Here is a 21,639-nt window from a genome sequence, read left to right as displayed (position 1 = left end):
ATGGACGAAACAGGTATCGGCATATGGGGCGTGCCACTGGCGATCCTCTCGGGGGCGATCCGTGTCTCGACGCCCTTCATCTTCGTCAGCCTCGGCGAGACGATCACCGAACGCTCCGGTCGCATCAATCTGGGGCTCGAAGGTACACTCGTTTTCAGCGCCATGACCGCCTATGGTGTTGCCGTCATGACCGGCTCGGCATGGCTTGGGGTTCTCGCCGCCATGGTAGCCGGTGCCATGTTCGGGCTGCTGCACGGCTGGATTTGCAAATTTCCGAAGGTCAACGACATCGCCATCGGTATTGCGATGATGCAGTTCGGGCTCGGGCTGGCATTTTTCCTCGGCAAATCCTTCATTCAGCCCGTAGCGCCAAAACTGCCATCGATCCCGCTGGGTGGCTGGTCTTCGCTGGGGCAGGTACAGGCGGCACTCAACATCAACGTCCTGTTCTTCATCGGCGCGGCGCTTGCCCTTTTTCTTCACTGGGCCCTCAAGAACACAAAAACAGGCCTCATTCTGCGCGTCGTCGGCGACAGCACAGATGCGGCCCGCGCCATGGGTATCAACCCTGATCGTGTCCGCCTGCTCGCGACGGCTGCGGGTGGAGCACTGGCTGCCATCGGCGGCGCGTATCTCTCCCTGTTTTATCCTGGCTCCTGGAACGAGGGGATATCGTCCGGGCAGGGCCTCATGGCCGTTGCTCTTGTCATCTTCGCCCGCTGGAACCCCATGGGCTGCTTTCTGGCGTCCCTCCTGTTCGGCGGCGCGGGCGCGTTGGGCCCGGCGCTGCAATCGGTGGGGGTCACACAAGGCTACTATCTGTTTTACGCCGCTCCCAACGTTCTCACACTCGTCATTCTGATCGTCACATCGTCGCCCGTGCGGTCCATGGTCGGTGCGCCGGGTGCGTTATCCCTGACAAAATGAAAGGAACACGTTCATGAACGGTCTTGGTGGTCTCAACAAATCGGAACACGGCGTCGGTATCGGCCTTGTCCAGCTGCAACTGCCCCTCACGGTGACAAAGGCGGATATTGCCGCGCAAACGCAGGTGATCGTCGACCTCGTCGCCAAGGCCCGACGGAACCAGCCGGGCATGGATCTGGTGGTGTTCCCCGAATATGCCCTGCACGGCCTGTCAATGGATATCAATCCCGATATCATGTGCACGCTTGACGGCCCCGAGGTCGCGGCCTTCAAGAAAGCCTGCCGCGACAATGCGATTTGGGGCTGCTTCTCCATCATGGAGCTGAACCCCGGCGGCATGCCCTACAATTCCGGCATCGTGATCGATGATACCGGTGAGGTGAAGCTATATTATCGCAAGATGCACCCCTGGGTGCCGGTCGAGCCCTGGGAACCGGGTGACCTCGGAATTCCCGTCATCGACGGGCCAAGGGGTGCCAAGCTGGCGCTGATCATCTGCCACGACGGCATGTTCCCGGAAATGGCCCGCGAATGCGCCTACAAGGGAGCCGAGATCATGATCCGCACGGCGGGCTATACGGCTCCGATCCGCGACAGCTGGCGTTTTACCAACCAGTCCAATGCGTTCTGCAATCTGATGGTCACGGCCAATGTGTGCATGTGCGGCTCGGACGGCACCTTCGATTCCATGGGCGAAGGCATGATCTGCAATTTCGACGGTTCGATCATCGCCCATGGCACTTCGGGCCGCGTCAACGAGATCATTACGGCGGAGGTTCGACCGGACCTCGTGCGCGAGGCCCGGCTCGGGTGGGGCGTCGAAAACAACCTCTACCAGTTCGGGCATCGCGGCTTCGTGGCCGTTGCGGGCGGCGCTCAGGATGCGCCCTACACCTACATGCACGACCTCATCGCCGGACAATACCGCCTTCCCTACGAGGACGCCGTGAAAGTGACGGATGGCACCTCCTGCGGTTTTGACAAGCCCACCCGGCGCTATGGCGAAACCTCGAAACCCGATGGCAAATAGGAGAGACATCATGGATGCGATGGTTGAAACCGCGAGGCACTTTATCGATGCCGATCCCTATCCGTGGCCCTATAACGGCGCGCTGAGGCCGGAAAACACAGCGCTCATCATCATCGACATGCAGACCGATTTTTGCGGAAAGGGCGGTTATGTCGATCATATGGGCTATGATCTTGCCATGGTGCAGGCGCCGATCGAGCCGATCAGGACAGTGCTCGTCGCCATGCGGGCAAAAGGCTACCACATCATCCACACCCGCGAGGGACACAGGCCTGATCTTGCCGATCTTCCGGCCAACAAGCGCTGGCGCTCCCAGCGTATTGGTGCCGGCATCGGCGATGCAGGGCCCTGCGGTCGCATCCTGACGCGCGGCGAACCGGGCTGGGATATCATTCCCGAACTCTACCCGATTGAAGGCGAGACCATCATCGATAAGCCCGGCAAGGGCTCCTTCTGTGCCACGGATCTCGACCTGATTTTGCGCCAGAAGCGCATCGAGAACCTCATTCTCACCGGCATCACCACCGATGTCTGCGTATCGACGACGATGCGCGAGGCGAACGATCGCGGCTTCGAATGCCTGTTGCTGGAGGATTGCTGTGGCGCGACCGACCATGGCAACCATTTGGCAGCCATCAAGATGGTCAAGATGCAGGGCGGGGTTTTCGGCGCTGTCTCCAATTCGCAAACTCTGGTAGAGGCACTGCCCTGATGTCATCCATGCGTGCCCATGTCTATCGTGTGTCGGCAGACGGGCCGGACGACGTTTCCGGTGTCGAGGCTCTGTTCGCTCAAGGGCTTGCCCCTCAGTCCGTCGTTGCGGTTCTCGGTAAGACCGAAGGCAACGGTTGCGTCAACGATTTCACCCGTGGTTATGCCAGCCAGAGTTTCGAGGCTCTGTTTCGCCGCTATGGGGTCGAAGGCGTCACGACCGTCATGTCAGGCGGCACGGAGGGCGCGCTGTCGCCACATTGGACGGTTTTCACCAGCGAGAGGGTTGACGCCCCGGGCGAACGGGCGCTTGCTATCGGCACATCCCGAACGCCGGACCTGCCGTTTCATCATCTTGGCCGACGTGAACAGGTGCTGATGGTGGCAGACGCTGTGCACGCCGCCATGCACCAAGCTGGTATCGAGAACGTTGCCGACGTTCATTTCGTCCAGATCAAATGCCCGCTCCTCACCCTTCGCCGTATCGAAGAAGCGAATGCCGCCGGAGAGACGGTCGCCACACGCGATACGCTGAAATCCATGGGGCTTTCGCGGGGCGCGTCCGCACTCGGTGTGGCGGTCGCGCTGGGCGAACTCGATTTTGCCGATATCGCGGACGCGGATATTTGCACCCGCCAAGACTTGTTTTCCGGTTGTGCCTCGACCTCGGCGGGCGTCGAGCTGACGGATCACGAGATTATCGTGATGGGCATGGCGGACGGGTGGTCTGGTCCCTTCGTCATGGACCACGCAGTCATGCAGAGCGCGATCGACACGGCCTCTGTGCGCACGGCACGCGAGCGTTTGCCAAGCGGTGCGAGGCTCGCGGCGGTTCTTGCCAAGGCAGAGCCCGATCCTTCCGGCAAGGTCGGTGGCAAGCGGCACACGATGCTGGACGATTCAGACATTTCCGGCACCCGCCATGCCCGCGCTTTCGTCGGTGGCGTTTTGGCAGGTGTCTTCGGCATGACCGACCTCTATGTGTCCGGCGGCGCCGAACATCAGGGGCCACCCGGCGGCGGCCCTGTCGCCATAATTGTTGAAAAGGAGAGTTGAGTTGAGCGTCATTCGCGATACGCCCCTTCCTCAGGCTGGCCGCGCTGTTGGCATCCAGACCCTTGGCATGACGATGCGCTTTGGCAGTTTCACCGCGCTCGACAACGTTTCGATCGATATTCCGGCTGGCAGCTTCCATGCGCTTCTGGGTGAAAACGGCGCGGGTAAGTCGACGCTGGTCAAGTGTATCATGGGTTTCTACCACGCGACGTCAGGCTCTTTGTCCGTCAATGGTCGCGAGGTTTCCATCGTCTCGCCCAAGGATGCCGCTGCCTACGGGCTGGGCATGGTCTACCAGCATTTCACGCTTGTGCCATCGCTGACCGGTGCGGAAAATCTCGTCATCAGCCGCGCGGAAGTGCCTGCGGTCATCAACTGGGCGAAAGAGCGGCGAGATCTGGCCGCCTTCATGGAGCGCATGCCCTTCCATATTCCGCTGGAGCGCCCGGTGAGCGAGCTTGCCGCTGGCGAGAAGCAGAAGCTGGAAATCGTCAAGCAGCTCTATCTCGGTCGATCCTTTCTTGTCCTGGACGAGCCCACATCTGTGCTGACGCCCGCAGAGGCGGATGAGACGCTGGGCCTGGTGCGCGCGATGACTGAACGGGGCGAACTGACCGTCCTGATGATTAGCCACAAATTCCATGAGGTGACGAAATTTGCCGATGCGGTCTCCATCCTGAGACGGGGCAAGCTTGTTGGAACCGCTCAGATTGATCAACTTTCCAGGGCCGATATGGCAAAAATGATGATTGGCGATGTGAAGCTGGCCGAACTCGACAGCCGACTACCGGTACGTAAAGGAGCTGAACCCGTGCTGAAGGTCGATGGCGTCAGAGCACCCGATAGTTCGGGGTTGAAGACCATCGAAATCGCTAATCTGACCGTTCACTCCGGCGAAATCGTCGGCATCGCTGGCATTTCAGGTAACGGACAAAAAGAGCTTGGCGAAATTCTGGCTGGGCAGCGACCGACCACGACCGGTCGCGTCATCGTCAACGGTCAGACTTACGGTGCGACACGCGCTGAGACGCGCAAGAACAATGTCCGCTTCATTCCCGAAGAACCATTGCAGAACGCCTGCGCTCCGAAAATGACCGTCAGCGAAAATCTGGCGTTTCGAAGCTTCGATCTGAAAGCCAGTGGCAAGAACGCCCTGTGGCTGAACGGGGCCAACATGCGCAAGCAGGCGGGTGCACTGATCTCCGATTTCAAGGTGAAGACCGCCTCGTCCTCTTCGCCCATTGCAGCGCTTTCCGGCGGCAACGTCCAGCGCGCTGTTCTGGCGCGTGAACTGACCGGTGATGTGGACCTTTTGATCGTTTCCAATCCCTGTTTTGGACTCGATTTTTCGGCCGTGGCCGAAATCCGTGCGCGCATCATGAAGGCGCGTAATGCAGGAACCGCGGTGTTGCTCTTGTCCGAAGATCTCGACGAATTGTTGGAAATGTCAGATCGCATCATGGTCATGTCGGAAGGCAAGCTGGTTTATGAAACACCGGCGCTTGGTGCAGATACGGCTGTCATTGGCGCTCACATGGCGGGACATCACTAATGGTCGAGATTAAAGCCGAACCTTTTGCTTTTCCTGCCAGACGCGCAGAAACAGCCCTTATCGTTATCGACATGCAGCGCGATTTTGCCGAGCCGGGAGGCTTCGGGGCAAGCCTCGGCAATGATGTGAGTGCCATTGCGAAGATCGTACCGGACGTCAAGCGTCTGATCGAGGGCTTCCGCGCAGCTGGCCTTCCCGTCATTCACACGATGGAATGCCACCGGCCAGACCTCTCCGATCTGCCCAGAGCCAAGCGCGATCGCGGAAATCCCTCCCTCAGAATTGGAGACCATGGCCCGCTCGGGCGTGTCCTGATTTCGGGTGAACCGGGCACCGCCATCCTGCCGGAACTGGCACCGATTGAGGGTGAGATCGTGATCGAGAAACCCGGAAAAGGTGCATTTTATGCAACGAATCTGGATGATGTACTCAGATCCAAAGGTATTACCCAGCTTGTTTTTGCCGGGGTGACGACGGAGGTCTGTGTGCAGACGACGATGCGTGAGGCGAACGATCGCGGCTTTGAGTGCCTGCTGGCAGAGGACGCAACCGAAAGCTACTTCCCCGAATTCAAGGCCGCTGCGATCGCGATGATCTGCGCGCAGGGCGGCATCGTCGGTTGGACAGCGAGAATAGACGACATTCTGGAAGGGATAACCCATGCCTGAGACAACACGCCCGTCACTGACATCGGGCGGATGGAAAGATCTGCCATTCGAAGCCTTTCGCGATGGCGTGACGATCCACTGGATCCGTCGCTTCGAGGGCGACCAGCCGGGTGTGGCGCTTCTGAAATATGAGCCGGGCGCAACCGTGCCGCTTCATCGCCACGAAGGCCTTGAGACCATTCTGGTGCTCGATGGCATCCAGTCCGATGCGACCGGCGACTATGATTGCGGCAGTTACATCGTCAACGAACAGGGTTCGGAGCACTCCGTTTGGAGCACAACGGGATGTGTGGTGCTGATCCAATGGGATCGGCCGGTGACACTATTGAAACAGGATATGGCTTGATGCAAACGACACCTTCCTTCGATATCAGCGCGTTGCAGACGTTCTACAAACAGGGTGGCCGCGTTGCCGAAATCGTGGAGACGGTTTTTGCCCGCATGTCCGAGGTAAACGATCCCGGCATTTTTATCCATATTGCGGACAAGCAAGCTTTGCTTTTAGAGGCGGCCAAGCTGGGTGATTACGATCCCGACAAGCCGCTCTTCGGTGTTCCCTTTGCCGTCAAGGACAACATCGATGTCGCTGGGATGCCGACCACGGCGGGATGCCCAGACTATACCTATCATCCGGAAAAGGATGCGACCGTCGTTCGACTGCTGAAAGAGGCCGGCGCAATCGTCATCGGCAAAACCAATCTCGATCAGTTCGCCACCGGTCTCGTCGGCGTTCGCTCACCTTATCCCATCCCCAAAAATGCCGTCGACCCATCGCTCGTTCCGGGCGGGTCGTCATCCGGATCAGCCGTTGCCACGGCTCACGGTATCGTCAGCTTCGCGTTGGGCACCGATACGGCCGGCTCTGGGCGCATTCCTGCGGGTCTCAACAACATCGTTGGCTTGAAGCCGAGTGTCGGAGCGCTTTCGACAACAGGCGTTGTGCCAGCATGCCGAACACTAGATTGCGTTTCCATCTTCGCCCTGACGGTGGATGATGCCTTTGCGGTCTTTTCTGTGACTGCGCAATATGATGAGAGCGATGCCTATTCAAAAGTGCTGACAGCCACCGGATATGGGTCTGCCCCTCCGGTTCTGAAGATCGGCGTGCCCGCTCGGCAGGATTTGCAGTTCTTCGGCGATGAGGCCATGGCGGCGGCCTATTCCGATGCCCTGAAAACGTTGGAACGGTTTGGCCACACACTTATTGAAATGCCATTCGCCGACTTCTACGACGTGGCAAACCTGCTCTATGAGGGAGCCTGGGTCGCGGAACGCTACGCCGCCGTGCAGGCGTTCATGGATGCAAAAGAGGAAAGCTTTCATCCGGTCACACGCAAAATCTATAACGGCGCAAAAAACCTCACCGCCGCCGAGGCCTTCAAAGGCTTTTATGCCCTGCAAGCGCTTAAGAAAAAGGTGGCCCCCGTCATCGCTTCGGTCGATGTGATCTGCGTGCCGACGGCACCGCGTCACTACACGCTTGCAGAACTGGAAGCGGAGCCGATCCGTGAAAACTCTCGCCTCGGCATCTACACGAATTTCGTCAATCTGCTCGACATGTGCGGCATCGCCGCGCCGACCGGCACGCGGACCGATGGCCTTCCGGCAAGCGTCACGCTGCTTGCGCCATCCGGCAAGGACGGGTTGGCCGCAACGCTTGCACGGGAGCTTCATAGCGCCAGCGGCCGTGCACTGGGAGCAACCCGCTGGCCGCAAACCGCGCCCAAATCATGGGTCGAAGCCGACGAAGATCTCATTGATCTGGTCGTTGTCGGTGCACATCTCTCAGGCATGCCCCTCAACCATCAGCTCAAGGATTTGAACGCGGTGTTCAGCCGCAAAGCAAAGACGCAGGATTGCTATCGTCTCTACGCCCTTTCAGGCACGACACCGCCCAAGCCGGGCATGGTGCGTGTCGATGAAAGCGATGGCGGTGAAATCGAGGTTGAGGTCTGGAAGCTCACACCTTCGGCCTTTGGCACGTTCGTTGCAGCCATCCCCGCGCCACTCGGCGTCGGAACCGTCTCTTTGGCCGATGGGACGTCTGCAAAAGGTTTTCTTGTGGAACCGATTGCGCTAAAAGGCGCGCTGGACATAACGGATTACGGAAGTTGGCGCACATATCGTGCGGGTTGAAGCGGCCCTACCAAGGCCGTCTCGAACCGCGTCTGCGGGTCGAGACGATTGACGTTGGTCGGAGCGACCGTGATGGCGACGGTCGCCCCTGATTTCGATTAGGAAACACGCGACCGCCTTACGTTCGCGCCATCCCAGGCTCCCTTTTTCAGGAGCCTGAGGCAACCTTGACGTTGCCGCCATGGCCGCCGCCGCCAAAGACCTGGGTTTTGCCGAACGACGAGCGGATCTGACCACGCGGACCTTCCAGTCCGATTTCGGGGAACAGAAGCTCGGAAACGCGGTAGGCTTCTTCCAGGTGGGGATAGCCTGACGCGATGACCGTATCGATACCGATTTCCTGATATTCACGCAGACGCGCGGCGATGGTCTTGGGCGAGCCGACCAGGGCCGTGCCTGCGCCGGAGCGGACAAGGCCGATCCCAGCCCAGAGGTTCGGTGAGACTTCCAGCTTGTCGCGGCGTCCGCCGTGAAGGGCCACCATGCGGGCCTGCCCGACGGAATCGGAGTTCTTGAGGAACACCTGCTGTGCAGCGGCAATCGTTTCATCGGAGAGTTTGGAGATCAGACGATCTGCGGCCTCCCAGGCTTCCTCATCCGTTTCGCGCACGATGAAATGCAGGCGAATGCCGAACGTGACCTCGCGACCGACAGCAGCGGCTGCCTTGCGCACCTTCTCGATCTTTTCGGCCACCTGTGCGGGCGGCTCTCCCCAGGTGAGATATTTGTCGATGATGCCAGCCGAGAAATCGATGGCAGCATCGGATGAGCCGCCGAAATAGATCGGTGGACGTGGTTCCTGTACGGGCGGAAGGCCAAGCTCGGCATTGTGGGCCTGAATATATTTGCCGTCGAGATGGGCGCTGCCGGTCTCGATCAGCGTGTTGAAGACCTGGAAGAATTCGTCCGCATGGTCGTAGCGCTCGTCATGCGGCAGGAAAATGCCGTCGCCCGCCAGTTCCTGCGCACTGCCGCCAACCACGATGTTGAGCAGCAGCCGACCGTTGGAAACGCGGTCCAGAGTTGCTGCGAGACGCGCATAATAGGCGGGCGAGGCGACGCCGGGCCTGATGGCGACGAGGAATTTGAGGTTTTCGGTATAGGCAGCAAGATTGGCGGCCAGAATGAAGGACTCCTCGCATGCCACACCGGTGGGAATGAGCACGCCAGAATAGCCGAGGCGATCGACCGCCTGTGCGATTTCGCGGAAATAGGCCGGGTCTGAAGGTCGGGCCAGATCGTCCGACCCGAGGTAGGAGCCGTCCCCGGACGACGGAATGAACCAGAGAAAATCAAGGGGAGGGGTGTTGGCCATTGTTCGCGATCCTTATTGTCAGTCAAACCGCCAGACGGCGTGCATGTGGTTCTGAAACTTTATGATGTGTGCTGATGGCGTCGGCCACTTCCCGGGCGACGAAGACGGCATGTTCTGTCACCTGCGGCAGACCCATCAGTTCCCCGAAGGTTCCACGCGCCAGCGGTCCTGCGATCAGCAGGTTGCCAAGCGGCTCTCCCTCTTGGTCCAGCGCACGCGCGTCGAGATCGCAGGCGATGCCGAGACCGGTTTCGCAGGCGCTGATATGACCCTTCTCTGCAAGCCCGGCCAGAAAGGGTTGAGACTGGAGAATATGCTCGTGTGCGGGACCCGTCGTCACCACGATGGCGTCGAAGAGGTGGTCTTCGAAGCCGGGTTTGTCGCGCGCAGATAGCGTAACGCGGAATGCATCTCCCGCTTGTGCCACCTGCTTCAGCCGCGCCGCGCGGATGCTCAAACGCCCCGCAGCAATGGCCCGATCCAGCGTGTCTTCCACCTGGGGCGCAATGCGAAAACGGTGCGCATCCCAGAACGGACGCGCAAACCGCACGATGCGCCGCCGCTCAGCGACCGGAAGTGCTCGCCAGATGGCAAAGGCCTGCGCGCGAACGGCATCAAGTGCCGCATGCCAGGTCAAGCCGTGCGCCTGTGCCTCTGTGATCGACCGTCGGATCCTATGCAGCAGCGCCGAGGCCTTTGTTGAAGGCTGGGACGAAAAATTACCGAACGGTTCCTGCACATTCGGCGCGTGACCACGCGAGCGCAGACCGCGACGCGATACCGACAGGATGTTACCGCGATGGCCTCGCTTCTCCAGTGACGCGACGACATCGGCCGAGGTCAGTCCGTTTCCGAGGATGAGCACCCGATCATCTGGCGCAATCGGGCCGAGAGCGTCGGTAACCGTTACATTGGCAACCAGTTTCGGGTGGTTTGCGAAGGGCACCAGTGGGCGCAAAAGTGCAGGCGATGGATGGCTGGCAGCCAAAACCACGAACTGCGCTCGCAAGGTGCCACCACTGCTATCGCGGATGTCCCATTCCTGACCCGAGGCCAGGATAGAGGTAACCTCGGCTTGGCGATGCTCCACGGCACACGATGCCAATAGCGGCGCGATTTCTGAGGCGATGTAGTCCCCAAAGACCTGACGGCGCGGATAAGGCAGGCCATCGCGACCGGTCAACGTCGGATCTGTCACGTGTTCGTCAGTCGTTGCGAGATACCGCAGGAAGCTTTCGGGATCGTCGGGGTAAACCGACATCCGCCCGGCAGGTACGTTGATGCGGTGGGCTGCGTCTTTTGTGCTGTAGGCGAGGCCTGGGCCCAGGCGTTCGCGCGGTTCATAGACAACGATCCGCACGTCACACGCGCTCAGAGCGTTCAAGTGCAACGCGAAAGCCGCGCCGCTAAAACCACCGCCGATGACGGCGACAACCGGCAACTCTGACACTTGCGGCATTTTACGCTCGACCCTCGAATTTAAAGGTTTGCTCATGCGCTCGCACTGTGTTTTGTCTCGGAAAGAGACAAGGCCAAAAGCTCGGACAGATGCTTTCGCAGGGCCGCAAAGTCCGGCGATGTCCGTTCGCGCTTGCGCGGCAGATCAACGGTCACTTCCTGAAGGATACGGCCTGGAAAAGGTCGCATGACGATGATGCGGTCTGCCATGATGATGGCTTCTTCGATATCATGTGTGACAAGCAACAGCGTCGAACCCGCCTCGCTCCACAGATCGACGAGATGATCCTGCAGGTCGGCGCGGGTCATCGCATCCAGGGCAGAGAACGGCTCATCCAGTAGAAGTACGGATGGTTCCGTAACCAGCGCCCGCGCCAGTGCAACGCGCTGCGCCTGACCACCCGAAAGCTCCTTGATCCATCGTGTCTCGTAACCTGAGAGGCCGATTTTCTTCAACACCTGTTCCACGCGGTCGCGGCGTTGGTCGGCGTCGAGGGACGACAGGCCAAAGGCGATATTGTCGGCAACCGTCAGCCAGGGAAACAGCCGGGGCTCCTGAAAGACGATGTTGACCAGCGGGTCGGGCTTCACAAGGCGCTTGCTATCGAGACGAATTTCTCCACTGCTTGGACTTTCCAGCCCCGATAGCAGGCGCAGAAGCGTACTTTTGCCGCAACCGGAACCACCAATGACGGCAACGACCTCGCCTTCGTGCACGCTGAGGGAAAAGCCTTCCAGCGCATGGGTGCCGTTGGGGTAGACCTTGGAGAGATTGCGGATATCCATCATCATCGCTGCCCACCATGCGTGTCCTGCCAGCGCAGGAAAGGAGCCGTTACCACGATGACAAGGCTGTCAGTTGCTTTTCCTACGATGGCAAAAATCAGGATCGCAGCCAGAATCTGGTCTGGTTTTCCCAACTGCTGACCATCGACCAAGAGGTATCCCAGTCCCTCGGATGCGCCCATGAATTCGGCGGCGACGACGAACATCCAGCCAAGACCAAGGCCCGATCTCAGCGCCAGGACATAGCCGGGCAGGATGGAGGGCAGGAGAATGCGGCGCACGAGGTCCAAGCCGGACAGGCGGTAGATGCGGCCGACTTCAACGATCCGCCTGTCGACGCCCACGACCGCGCCGTACACCCCGAGATAGACCGGAAAGAACACTCCGACGCCGATCAGCGCGATCTTGGAGGCTTCGAAAATACCGAACCAGAGAATGAACAGAGGCACCCAGGCGATGGAGGGGATGGCGCGCAGCGACTGAAGGGTGGGGTCGAGAATTCGGGCAGCCCTTGGCAGAAAACCCGTCAACGCACCGAGAACCGTTCCTGCCACCGCACCCAGTGCAAACCCGAACAGCACACGTTGCAAGGTGACCCATATATGGGTGAGGAGATCGCCTGAGGTCGCAAGCTCCTGAACCGTCGCCAGGACCCGCGACGGCGGTGGCATCAGTCGCCCGCCGATGACGCCAGCGCGGACCAGGAGCTCCCATCCAAGGATGACGACAATCGGAAAGACGATGCCAACAGCAGGGTGATCAAGCGGCGACAATCGGCGCTGCCGGTTTGCAGGTCTGTCAATGTCAGCTTGCCGCTTCAGCAGCATCGTATCCAGAAAGGCCATGGGATATCACTGACCCGCCGCAGGGGCATAGCTTGTGTCGATCAGGCTTGCCACGGTTGCCTTCACGTCAACATCCGCCTTGATGACACCTGCCTGCTGAAGCGCGAGACCTGCCGCCTCGATGGTCTGCGCCTGCTCGTCGCCGATTTTGGATTGGCTGAGGTCGGTACGCTCCAACTGACGCGCAATCACGGCATCCGGCAGTTTCGTTGCGGCCACAAGTGCTGCCTTCAGTTTGGCCGGGTCCTTGCGGGCCTCGTCGCGGGCGCGCTCGTATGTTGCCAGAACGCGTTTGACGATCTCAGGGTGTTCCTTGGCAAACTCTTCGCGCACATTCAACACACCCCAGGAGTTGTTGGCAGGATTGCGATGAAACAGGATGTCGCCATCTTCGATTTCGGCAGACGCCATGATCGGATCAAGACCGGCCCAGGCATCCACATCGCCGCGCTGCAAAGCCAGACGGCCGTCCGCATGCTGCAAGAGCACCAGCTTGATGTCTTTTTCCGTCAAACCCTTTTCGGCAAGCGCCCGAACCAGGAAGATATGGGCGTCGGTTCCGCGGGTTGCGGCAACCGATTTGCCCTTCAAATCCTCGACCTTGGTGATGCCGGTATCTTTGCGGGTCACCAATGCCACCCATTCGGGTTTCGAATAGACATAGATCGATTTGATGGGGTTGCCGTTGATGCGACCGGCGAGGGCGGCGGCACCGGCCGTGGAGCCGAAGTCGAGCGAGCTGGCATTCAGGAATTCGAGCGCCTTGTTGGAACCGGCAGATTGTACCCAGGTGATCTTGATGCCGTCTTTCTCGAATTCCTTTTCCAGCAATCCATCGCTTTTGAGAAGCAGACTGACCGGGTTGTAGGTCGCCCAATCGATCCGGATTTCAGAAATGTCCGCAGCATGAGCCTGCCCCAGCGCCACCAGTCCTGCCAAAGCACCCAAGGCGGACGCAATCAATGATCTCATGTCTCGATCTCCAGATTAGGTGCTTAGCTTCCAGCAAATCGACCGCATTTGTAATCCGCCCGCTTTCCAAATTTGCGCCCTTTGGAGAAATATCGCCCCTGCCGCGATGGGCTTGCGTAGCGGAATATTCCGACATGGCACGATCCGCTCCGGTGCTCCGCTTTCAGGCCGAGGTCTTTATGTTTTCCTTATGTGATCCTCTCATCTTCCCAATCGAACCCTGACGCAGACAGGGCGTAGTGTGGCCTTCTCAACCAAACGGAGAAACCCATATGTCCGACCTTGTCTTTGTCCTTGGCGGCTGCGCGGTGCTGATCGGCTTTGCCGCTTACGCACGCGCCCTCAATCAGCTGTGAGGGCGGCATGATCGAAGCTTTGCTCGCGCTGGCCGTTGCCGGCGCTCTTGTCGTCTACCTCGTCGTGACGCTGTTGCGTCCCGAACGCTTCTGACCTTTCGGGGAGAATATCCATGACCATCATCGGGTGGCTGCAGATCAGCCTCCTTTTCCTCGCCGTGCTCTGCGTCGTCAAACCGCTGGGGCTTTACATGGCGAAGGTTTTTTCGGGCGAAAGAACATTTCTGTCTCCCGTCCTCCAGCCCATCGAGCGCGGCATTTACCGCGCTGCCGGGACCAGTATGGACAAGGAGCAGAACTGGCTGGCCTATACGCTGTCCATGCTCGCCTTTTCACTGGCAAGCTTTCTCGTTCTTTACGCCATCCTGCGTCTGCAAGCCTATCTGCCGCTCAATCCGCAGGGCTTTGCCAACGTGCCACCGGATCTGGCGTTCAATACCTCGGTCAGCTTCATCACCAACACCAACTGGCAAAACTACGCCGGTGAAGCAACCATGAGCCATTTGAGCCAGATGGCCGGACTTACAGTGCAGAACTTCCTGTCGGCAGCCGTGGGCATTGCACTTGCGATGGCCTTTACCCGTGCCTTCATGCGCTCGCAGGCCAGCACGCTGGGCAACTTCTGGGTCGATATGATCAGAGCCACATTGTATGTTCTGGTACCCCTGGCCATTGTTGTTGCACTCGTGTTCGTATGGACCGGTGTGCCACAGACATTGGATGCCAGTGTGACCGCAACCACGCTGGAAGGCGCTCAGCAGGTCATTTCGCTCGGGCCCGTTGCCAGCCAGGAAGCCATCAAGCAACTGGGCACCAATGGCGGCGGTTTCTTCAACGCCAACGCGGCTCATCCGTTTGAAAATCCAACGGCATTTTCGAACTATGTCAACATCTTCGCCATGCTGTGCGTGTCGTCGGCGCTGGTCTATACATTCGGCCAGATGGTCGGCAACCGCCGCCAGGGCTGGGTGCTGCTTTCGGCCATGGCCATCCTGCTGATCTCTGGTGTTGCGGTCATCTACTTGGCGGAAGCATCGGGTAATTCCATTCTGACCGCGCTGGGTGTCGATGCCCTACAAGGCAACATGGAAGGCAAGGAAGTCCGCTTCGGCCAGGCCATGACGGCACTTTACGCAGCGGTAACGACTGGTCTGTCGAACGGCGGGGTCAACGGCATGCATGGCTCCTTCACCGGGCTCGGTGGCTTGGTCCCCATGTTCCTGATCCAGCTTGGCGAAATCTTGCCGGGTGGAGTCGGCTCCGGCCTCTACGGTATGCTGGTCTTTGCACTGCTCGCTGTTTTCGTCGCCGGTTTGATGGTGGGAAGAACGCCGGAATTTCTGGGCAAGAAGATCGAAGGACGGGAAATGAAATGCGCCATGCTGGCCGTTCTCATCCTGCCTGTCGCCATCCTCGGCTTTTCGGCGGTGTCGGCCATGTTACCGATGGCGGTTGCCAGCATCGGCACGGCAGGCCCGCACGGTCTTTCGGAAATCCTCTATGCCTACACGTCGGCTGCGGGTAACAACGGTTCTGCCTTCGGTGGCCTGTCCGGCAACACGACCTGGTATAATACGACGCTTGGCTTAGCCATGTTGCTGGGTCGTTTCGCCTATGTCATTCCCGTCATGGCCATTGCCGGTTCGCTCGCTGCAAAGGTCCGCGTTCCCGCTTCCACCGGTACGTTCCCGACCGATGGCCCCCTCTTCGTCGGCCTTCTCATCGGCATCATCATCATCCTCGGCGGGCTGCAATATTTCCCGGCTCTGGCGCTCGGACCCATCGTCGAACATTTCGCGATGCTGGCCGGTCAGACCTTCTAAAGGAAACTCTTCATGTCACAAAAGCCAGAAAAACCTGGTCTTTTCGATCCAGCGATCATCGGTCCCGCCATCCGGCAGGCCTTCGTCAAGCTCGATCCCAGACAACTCTACCGCACACCCGTCATCTTCGTGACTGAAGTGGTGGCCGCCATGGTGACCATCATCTTCGTCCGCGATCTCATGACCGGCAACGGCACGGCCGGTTTCTCCGGGCAGATCGCCGCATGGCTGTGGTTCACGGTGCTGTTTGCCACCTTTGCCGAAGCCGTTGCCGAAGGCAGAGGTCGTGCGCAGGCCGAAAGCCTGAAGCGCAGTCGCTCCGATCTCACGGCCCGTCGCCTTGATGCCAATGGCGTGGCACAGGCCGTTCCCGCCACCATGCTGGCCGTGGGCGATGTCGTCGTGGTCGATGCCGGAGAACTCATCCCCGGCGATGGCGAGGTGATCGAGGGTGTTGCTTCCGTCAATGAAAGCGCCATCACCGGTGAATCCGCGCCCGTCATCCGCGAATCCGGTGGCGACCGCTCGGCGGTGACAGGTGGCACGCAGGTTCTGTCCGACCAGCTCAAAATCCGCATCACCACGCCACAGGGTGCAAGCTTCGTGGACCGGATGATTGCCCTCATCGAAGGGGCCGAACGTCAGAAGACCCCCAACGAGATCGCTCTTTCGATCCTGCTCTCCGGCCTGACGTTGATCTTTGTCATCGTCGTCGTCACGATCTGGGGTCTTGCAGGCTACTCGGGGACGGTTCTGACCGTTACGGTTCTGTCGGCTCTGCTCGTCACCCTCATTCCCACCACCATCGGTGGTCTGCTGTCGGCCATCGGTATCGCCGGTATGGACAGGCTCGTTCGCTTCAACGTCATCGCCACGTCGGGACGTGCTGTCGAAGCGGCAGGCGACGTCGATACGCTGCTTCTCGACAAGACCGGTACGATCACCTTCGGCAACCGCATGGCCGCAGACTTCATTCCGGCACCCGGCGTCACCCAGCAGCAATTGGCAGAGGCCGCTCTATTGGCCAGTCTGTCGGACGAAACGCCTGAAGGCCGGTCCATCGCGGCCCTTGCGACCGGCGAATTCGGCCTTCAGGCACCGAAGGCTGTCGTGGACAATACGATTGCGTTCAGTGCGCAGACCCGCCTGTCCGGCGTCGATATGGGTTCTCACCAGTTGCGCAAGGGCGCCATCGATGCCGTGCTGAAATTCACCGGCCTGACCGACAAGGATGCCCCGCGCGAATTCCTGCAGGCGGTGGAAAGCGTGGCACGATCGGGCGGCACGCCGCTGGGTGTGGCCGATGGCAAGCGTCTGCTCGGCGTCATTCATCTGAAGGACGTGGTCAAGCCCGGCATCAAGGAACGCTTTGCCGCTCTGCGCGCCATGGGCATCCGCACCGTCATGGTCACCGGCGACAATCCCGTTACCGCCGCTGCCATCGCATCCGAAGCCGGTGTCGATGACTTCCTGGCCGAAGCAACGCCGGAGGACAAGCTCGCTTACATCCGTAGGGAACAGCAGGGCGGTCGCCTGATTGCCATGTGTGGCGATGGGACCAACGATGCGCCAGCGCTGGCGCAGGCCGATGTCGGTGTTGCCATGCAAAGCGGCACCCAGGCAGCGCGAGAGGCCGCCAACATGGTCGATCTCGATTCCAGCCCGACCAAGCTCATCGAGATCGTCGAAATCGGCAAGCAGCTTCTGATGACGCGCGGTTCGCTGACGACGTTTTCCATCGCCAACGATGTCGCCAAATATTTCGCGATCATCCCGGCCTTGTTCGTCACCACCTATCCGGCACTGGCCGCCTTTAACATCATGGGTTTGTCCTCCCCGCAATCGGCGATCCTGTCAGCCGTCATCTTCAACGCCCTCATCATCATCGCGCTCATTCCCTTGGCGCTGAAGGGCATCGCCTACCGGCCATCCAGCGCTGCCGCGCTTCTGCGTCGTAACCTCCTGATTTACGGTCTGGGCGGGTTGCTGCTGCCCTTTGCCGGAATCAAGATTGTCGATCTCGCCGTTTCGGCCCTGCATCTGGTGTAATCATGTTCAAACTTCTTAGACCCGCCTTTGCCGTTCTCATTCTGCTCACGCTTATTACGGGCGTTGCCTATCCGCTTGCTGTCACCGGTATCGCCCAGCTGGTCATGCCGCAGCAGGCCAATGGCAGCGTCATCCGTCGCGGCGATGCCGTTGTCGGCTCCGCCCTGATCGGCCAGAATTTCACCTCCGAGCGCTACTTCTGGCCGCGCCCTTCGGCAACCTCGCCGGATCCTTATAATGCTGCTGCCTCATCCGGCTCCAATCTCGGCACCACATCGGCAAAGCTTAAGGACCGTGTGGCTGGTGATATCGAGCGTCTCAAATCGGTGGGCGTGACGGGCGCTGTTCCAGCCGATGCCGTCACCACATCCGGCTCCGGTCTTGATCCGCATATCTCGCCGGATTTTGCCCAGGCGCAGGTCAATCGCGTCGCAGCGGCCCGGCAATTGTCCGTGCCGCAGGTGCAGGATCTGTTGCTCAAACACATGCAGAATGCAGCGCTTGGAATTGTCGGTGAACCGCGCGTGAATGTGCTAGAGCTGAACCTTGCGCTGGATGCGCTCAAGAGCTGATACGAATGCCGATAAACGACCCTTACGAGACGAACCGTCCCGATCCCGATGCATTGCTTGCCCTGGCGGAGAGAGACCGCCGGGGCAAGCTGACGATTTTTCTGGGCGCGGCCCCCGGCGTCGGCAAAACCTATGCGATGCTGAACCGCGCCCAGAGATTGCGCGCGGATGGCGCCGAGATCGTCGTCGGGCTTGCCGAAACCCATGGCCGCAGCGAAACCTCCGCTCTTCTGGAAGGGTTGGAGATTTTGCCGCGCCTGTCGGTGCCTTATCATGGCAAGGAACTACAGGAGTTCGATCTCGACGGCGCCCTGGCCCGCAAACCCGCGATCATCATCGTCGATGAACTGGCCCATTCCAACCCGGAAGGCTTCCGGCACCCCAAGCGTTATCAGGATATCGACGAACTCATTGACGCCGGTATCGACGTCTGGACGGCGCTCAACATTCAGCATCTGGAAAGCCTCTCCGATCTCGTCGCCCAGATCACCGGCGTCAATGTTCGAGAGAGAATTCCCGACACGGTTCTGAAAAAAGCCGATGACGTCTTGCTGGTCGATCTGCCGCCTGCGGAACTGATTACTCGCTTGCAGGATGGCAAGGTCTATCTGCCGGCCAGCGCGCGCCGTGCCGCCGATCGATTCTTTCGTCTGGGCAATCTCACCGCACTCCGAGAGCTGGCACTTCGAAGGACCGCCGACAGGGTGGACGATCAGATGATCGACTATCTGCGCCAGAACGCCATCGAAGGCCCGTGGGCCACAGCCGAACGTCTCTTGGTCTGTATAGGGTCCGATGGCTTGTCGGAGAAAGTCGTTCGCGTCGCCAGCCGTCTTGCCTCCGGTCTGAATGCACCATGGCTGGTCGTCAACATTTCCCATTCCGACCGCGAAACCCTTGATGACGAGGACCTGCGGCGCATCGACGACACGTTCCGCCTTGCTGAAAAACTGGGTGCCGAAACCCGGCGCGTCACCGGCAGCGATTTCGTCACCGAGATCATGAAGCTTGCCAAGCGAGAGCATGCCACGCAGATCGTCATCGGATCGCATTGTCGAAAATGGCTGCGCAATCCGCTGCGCACCAGCCTTGCCGATGCGCTGACGCAGGAAACGAGCGGCATCGGCCTTCACCTTGTCACCGCCGATGAAAAGACGCCACATCGCACGCGCGCCAAGCCGGTCCTGCCACGCCTTCCCACGCTCGCCAAACCCTTCGGCATCGCATTCGCGTGCGTCCTGCCAGCCGCCTTGATCGGGGCTTTGATCGACCGCATCGTCTACCTCCCCAACATTTCCCTTCTGTTTCTCATCGCCGTGCTAACATCCGCGGTCTATGCCGGTTTTGCCGCTGCCCTCATGGCGGCGCTTCTATCCGCGCTCGCCTATAACTTCTTCTTCATTCCGCCGCTCTATACCTTCACCATCGCCTCACCGCATGAGGTGTTTGCGCTCTTCACCTTTGTGGTGGCGGCCATTCTGGCGGGCAGTCTCGGTTCGCGCATTCGCGAGCAGGCGAAAACGGCGCGTGCGCGTGCCACCGCCATGCAGGCGCTTTATGATTTCGCCCGTAAGCTGTCCGGCACCGTCGATGTCGATGAGGTGCTGTGGGCCTCGGTCACGCAGCTGCATGCGGGGATCAATCGCAACATCGTGTTTCTTCGCCCCAATGGCGATTCGCTGGAAACGGCCGCCGCCTGGCCGCCCGATACGGAGCTGGGCATTTCCGAAATCGCTGCCGCCCGCTGGGCCAACACCAGAAAAGAACCGGCCGGTGCCGGTACTGGCACTCTGCCCAATTGCCGGTTCCAGTTCAGGCCGCTCACCACCCCTCACGGTGTGGTCGGCGTCTGCGGTTATGAGGTTGGCGACGAGGCGCTGGATTCCAATGCCGAGCGCATGTTTTCCGCCATCATCGACCAGACGGCGACGGCCATCGACCGAGCACGCCTTTCGTCGGAAAGTGCCAAACAGGCTGTGCGTCTGGAAAGCGAGAAATACCGCGAGGCGTTGCTGTCGTCCATTTCGCACGATCTGCGCACACCGCTCGCCACCATCACCGGTGCCGTCACCAGCCTGCGCGAACTGGGCGAACGAATGACGCCGGAAAGCCGTGACGACCTCCTGCAATCCATAGAGGAAGAGGGCGCGCGGCTCAGCCGTTTCGTCGCCAACCTTCTGGATATGACGCGGATATCGACGGGCACCCTGCAAGCCAAACGCGAATGGGTGGATGTGAGCGATGTCGTGCGGTCCGCAACGGAGCGCGCCCGCAAATACTTTCCAGCGCAGACATTCGAGACAGGGATAGCGACGGATTTGCCGCTTCTTCGGGGAGACAGCGTGCTTCTGGAACAGGTCCTGTTCAACCTTCTGGACAATGCCGCCAAATATGGTGGCGGCGAGCCGGTCAACATCTATGCCCGTCGCGATGGAAAAGAACTGGTCCTGTCCGTCACCGATATGGGCAAAGGCATTCCCGCTATCGATCTCGACCGTATCTTCGAGAAATTCTACCGCCGGTCCAAGACCGATGGCCGCTCGCCCGGCACGGGGCTGGGACTGTCCATCGCCCGTGGTTTCGTGGAAGCTCTCGGCGGGCGCATCCATGCTGAAAGCCCTGCGGTCAGGAAGAGAGGCACTCGTATTGTCATGCGTTTCCCGGTAGAGGAGAAAGACCAGACCTTGGGATCACCATGACACTAGCCCGCATTCTCGTCGTTGATGACGAACCACAGATCCGGCGTTTTCTTCGCCCGGCGCTCGTCGCTGCGGGTTACGATGTCATCGAGGCTGAGAATGGTGCGGATGCGCTGAAAGCGGTGGCAACCGCTGCACCTGACGCGGTCATTCTCGATCTCGGTCTGCCGGATATGGATGGCAAAGATGTCATCTCAAGCCTTCGTGGCTGGTCCACCATTCCGATCATCATCCTGTCGGCACGCGATCGCGAGGTGGAAAAGATCGCAGCGCTCGATCTGGGTGCGGACGACTACATCGAAAAGCCCTTCGGCATCGGTGAACTCACCGCCCGCATCAGAACCGCCATGCGCCACCGCGCAAATGCTGGCAAAGCGCCATCGCTCGTCACGGCCGATGGTCTTGTCATTGACGTGATCAAGCGCATCGTGTCACGCGACGGTCAATCCATTCGGCTCACGCCGAAAGAATACGACCTGTTGACGCTGCTCGCACACCATGCAGGCCGCGTGGTCACCCACCGCACATTGCTGACCTCGGTCTGGGGGCCTGCCCATGAGGAAGACCTGCATTACTTGCGCGTCTTCATCGGCCAGCTTCGCCAGAAGATCGAGCGCGATCCGGCCCAGCCCAAAATCGTCCAGACCGAACCGGGCGTCGGCTATCGGCTGATCAGCGATTAAA

19 protein-coding genes are annotated in these 21,639 nt (G+C 59.9%); 14 read left to right on the top strand and 5 right to left on the bottom strand.

Annotated elements, in window-relative coordinates; all coding sequences use genetic code 11:
* The 8 genes from RMR21_RS16910 to atzF are packed head-to-tail and all read left to right on the top strand — an operon-like array spanning position 1 to position 8,080.
* Positions 1-927 (top strand): ABC transporter permease, encoded by a 927-nt coding sequence (locus RMR21_RS16910; protein WP_498671765.1) that lies wholly within the window; start codon positions 1-3, stop codon positions 925-927.
* 13 nt (positions 928-940) lie between these two features.
* Positions 941-1,957, top strand: a complete 1,017-nt coding sequence (locus RMR21_RS16905; protein ID WP_498670628.1) for a formamidase — start codon at positions 941-943, stop codon at positions 1,955-1,957.
* A 10-nt stretch (positions 1,958-1,967) separates the two neighbouring features.
* Complete coding sequence (biuH, locus tag RMR21_RS16900) at positions 1,968-2,669, top strand: biuret amidohydrolase (protein ID WP_498670627.1); 702 nt, start codon at positions 1,968-1,970, stop codon at positions 2,667-2,669.
* The gene (gene atzD / locus RMR21_RS16895; RefSeq protein WP_498670626.1) at positions 2,669-3,724 is read left to right on the top strand and encodes a cyanuric acid amidohydrolase; all 1,056 of its coding nucleotides are present in this window, start codon (positions 2,669-2,671) and stop codon (positions 3,722-3,724) included. The genes biuH and atzD overlap by 1 nt, the downstream gene beginning before the upstream one ends.
* 1 nt (position 3,725) lies before the next feature.
* A complete protein-coding gene (locus tag RMR21_RS16890) occupies positions 3,726-5,276 on the top strand; it encodes an ABC transporter ATP-binding protein (RefSeq protein ID WP_498670625.1) in 1,551 nt (516 codons plus the stop codon).
* Positions 5,276-5,944, top strand: a complete 669-nt coding sequence (locus RMR21_RS16885; protein WP_498670624.1) for a cysteine hydrolase family protein — start codon at positions 5,276-5,278, stop codon at positions 5,942-5,944. Before RMR21_RS16890 ends, RMR21_RS16885 begins: the two co-directional genes overlap by 1 nt.
* Positions 5,937-6,290 carry a cupin domain-containing protein gene (locus tag RMR21_RS16880; protein WP_498670623.1) on the top strand — a complete coding sequence of 118 codons (354 nt, stop codon included), beginning with the start codon at positions 5,937-5,939 and terminating at the stop codon, positions 6,288-6,290. Before RMR21_RS16885 ends, RMR21_RS16880 begins: the two co-directional genes overlap by 8 nt.
* The gene (gene atzF / locus RMR21_RS16875) at positions 6,290-8,080 is read left to right on the top strand and encodes an allophanate hydrolase (protein WP_498670622.1); all 1,791 of its coding nucleotides are present in this window, start codon (positions 6,290-6,292) and stop codon (positions 8,078-8,080) included. The genes RMR21_RS16880 and atzF overlap by 1 nt, the downstream gene beginning before the upstream one ends.
* 148 nt (positions 8,081-8,228) lie before the next feature.
* Here the strand turns inward: atzF and ssuD are convergent, their stop codons facing one another.
* Genes ssuD through RMR21_RS16850 form a run of 5 tightly spaced genes read right to left on the bottom strand, consistent with a single transcriptional unit; the run spans position 8,229 to position 13,456 of the window.
* Positions 8,229-9,395, bottom strand: a complete 1,167-nt coding sequence (gene ssuD, locus RMR21_RS16870; RefSeq protein ID WP_498670621.1) for an FMNH2-dependent alkanesulfonate monooxygenase — start codon at positions 9,393-9,395, stop codon at positions 8,229-8,231.
* A 22-nt stretch (positions 9,396-9,417) separates the two neighbouring features.
* Positions 9,418-10,854 carry an FAD/NAD(P)-binding protein gene (locus tag RMR21_RS16865; protein WP_498670620.1) on the bottom strand — a complete coding sequence of 479 codons (1,437 nt, stop codon included), beginning with the start codon at positions 10,852-10,854 and terminating at the stop codon, positions 9,418-9,420.
* A 32-nt stretch (positions 10,855-10,886) separates the two neighbouring features.
* The gene (locus RMR21_RS16860; protein ID WP_498671763.1) at positions 10,887-11,642 is read right to left on the bottom strand and encodes an ABC transporter ATP-binding protein; all 756 of its coding nucleotides are present in this window, start codon (positions 11,640-11,642) and stop codon (positions 10,887-10,889) included.
* Positions 11,642-12,466: an ABC transporter permease gene (locus RMR21_RS16855; protein ID WP_498671761.1), complete on the bottom strand. Its 825-nt coding sequence runs from the start codon at positions 12,464-12,466 to the stop codon at positions 11,642-11,644. Before RMR21_RS16855 ends, RMR21_RS16860 begins: the two co-directional genes overlap by 1 nt.
* Before the next feature lie 24 nt (positions 12,467-12,490).
* Positions 12,491-13,456 (bottom strand): aliphatic sulfonate ABC transporter substrate-binding protein, encoded by a 966-nt coding sequence (locus RMR21_RS16850; protein WP_498670619.1) that lies wholly within the window; start codon positions 13,454-13,456, stop codon positions 12,491-12,493.
* Between the two features lie 321 nt (positions 13,457-13,777).
* On the opposite strand from RMR21_RS16850, the gene kdpF reads away from it, so the two are divergent.
* From kdpF to RMR21_RS16820, 6 genes are read left to right on the top strand one after another with little or no spacing between them, the layout of a single operon-like run.
* Positions 13,778-13,906, top strand: coding sequence for a K(+)-transporting ATPase subunit F (gene kdpF / locus RMR21_RS16845; protein ID WP_498670618.1), 129 nt, complete (start codon positions 13,778-13,780; stop codon positions 13,904-13,906).
* Between the two features lie 19 nt (positions 13,907-13,925).
* Positions 13,926-15,635, top strand: coding sequence for a potassium-transporting ATPase subunit KdpA (kdpA, locus tag RMR21_RS16840; RefSeq protein WP_498670617.1), 1,710 nt, complete (start codon positions 13,926-13,928; stop codon positions 15,633-15,635).
* A 12-nt stretch (positions 15,636-15,647) separates the two neighbouring features.
* Positions 15,648-17,684, top strand: coding sequence for a potassium-transporting ATPase subunit KdpB (gene kdpB, locus RMR21_RS16835; RefSeq protein WP_498670616.1), 2,037 nt, complete (start codon positions 15,648-15,650; stop codon positions 17,682-17,684).
* 2 nt (positions 17,685-17,686) lie between these two features.
* Positions 17,687-18,256, top strand: coding sequence for a potassium-transporting ATPase subunit KdpC (gene kdpC, locus RMR21_RS16830; RefSeq protein WP_498670615.1), 570 nt, complete (start codon positions 17,687-17,689; stop codon positions 18,254-18,256).
* 5 nt (positions 18,257-18,261) lie between these two features.
* Entirely contained in the window at positions 18,262-20,955 is a 2,694-nt protein-coding gene (locus RMR21_RS16825) for an ATP-binding protein (RefSeq protein ID WP_498670614.1), read from the top strand.
* Positions 20,952-21,638, top strand: a complete 687-nt coding sequence (locus RMR21_RS16820) for a response regulator (protein WP_498670613.1) — start codon at positions 20,952-20,954, stop codon at positions 21,636-21,638. Before RMR21_RS16825 ends, RMR21_RS16820 begins: the two co-directional genes overlap by 4 nt.
* The last annotated feature ends 1 nt before the right edge of the window (position 21,639 follow it).

Origin of the sequence: Agrobacterium sp. rho-8.1, assembly GCF_033957725.1 — a bacterium.
Taxonomy (GTDB): domain Bacteria; phylum Pseudomonadota; class Alphaproteobacteria; order Rhizobiales; family Rhizobiaceae; genus Agrobacterium.
This window is presented reverse-complemented; position numbering and strand designations above follow the sequence as displayed.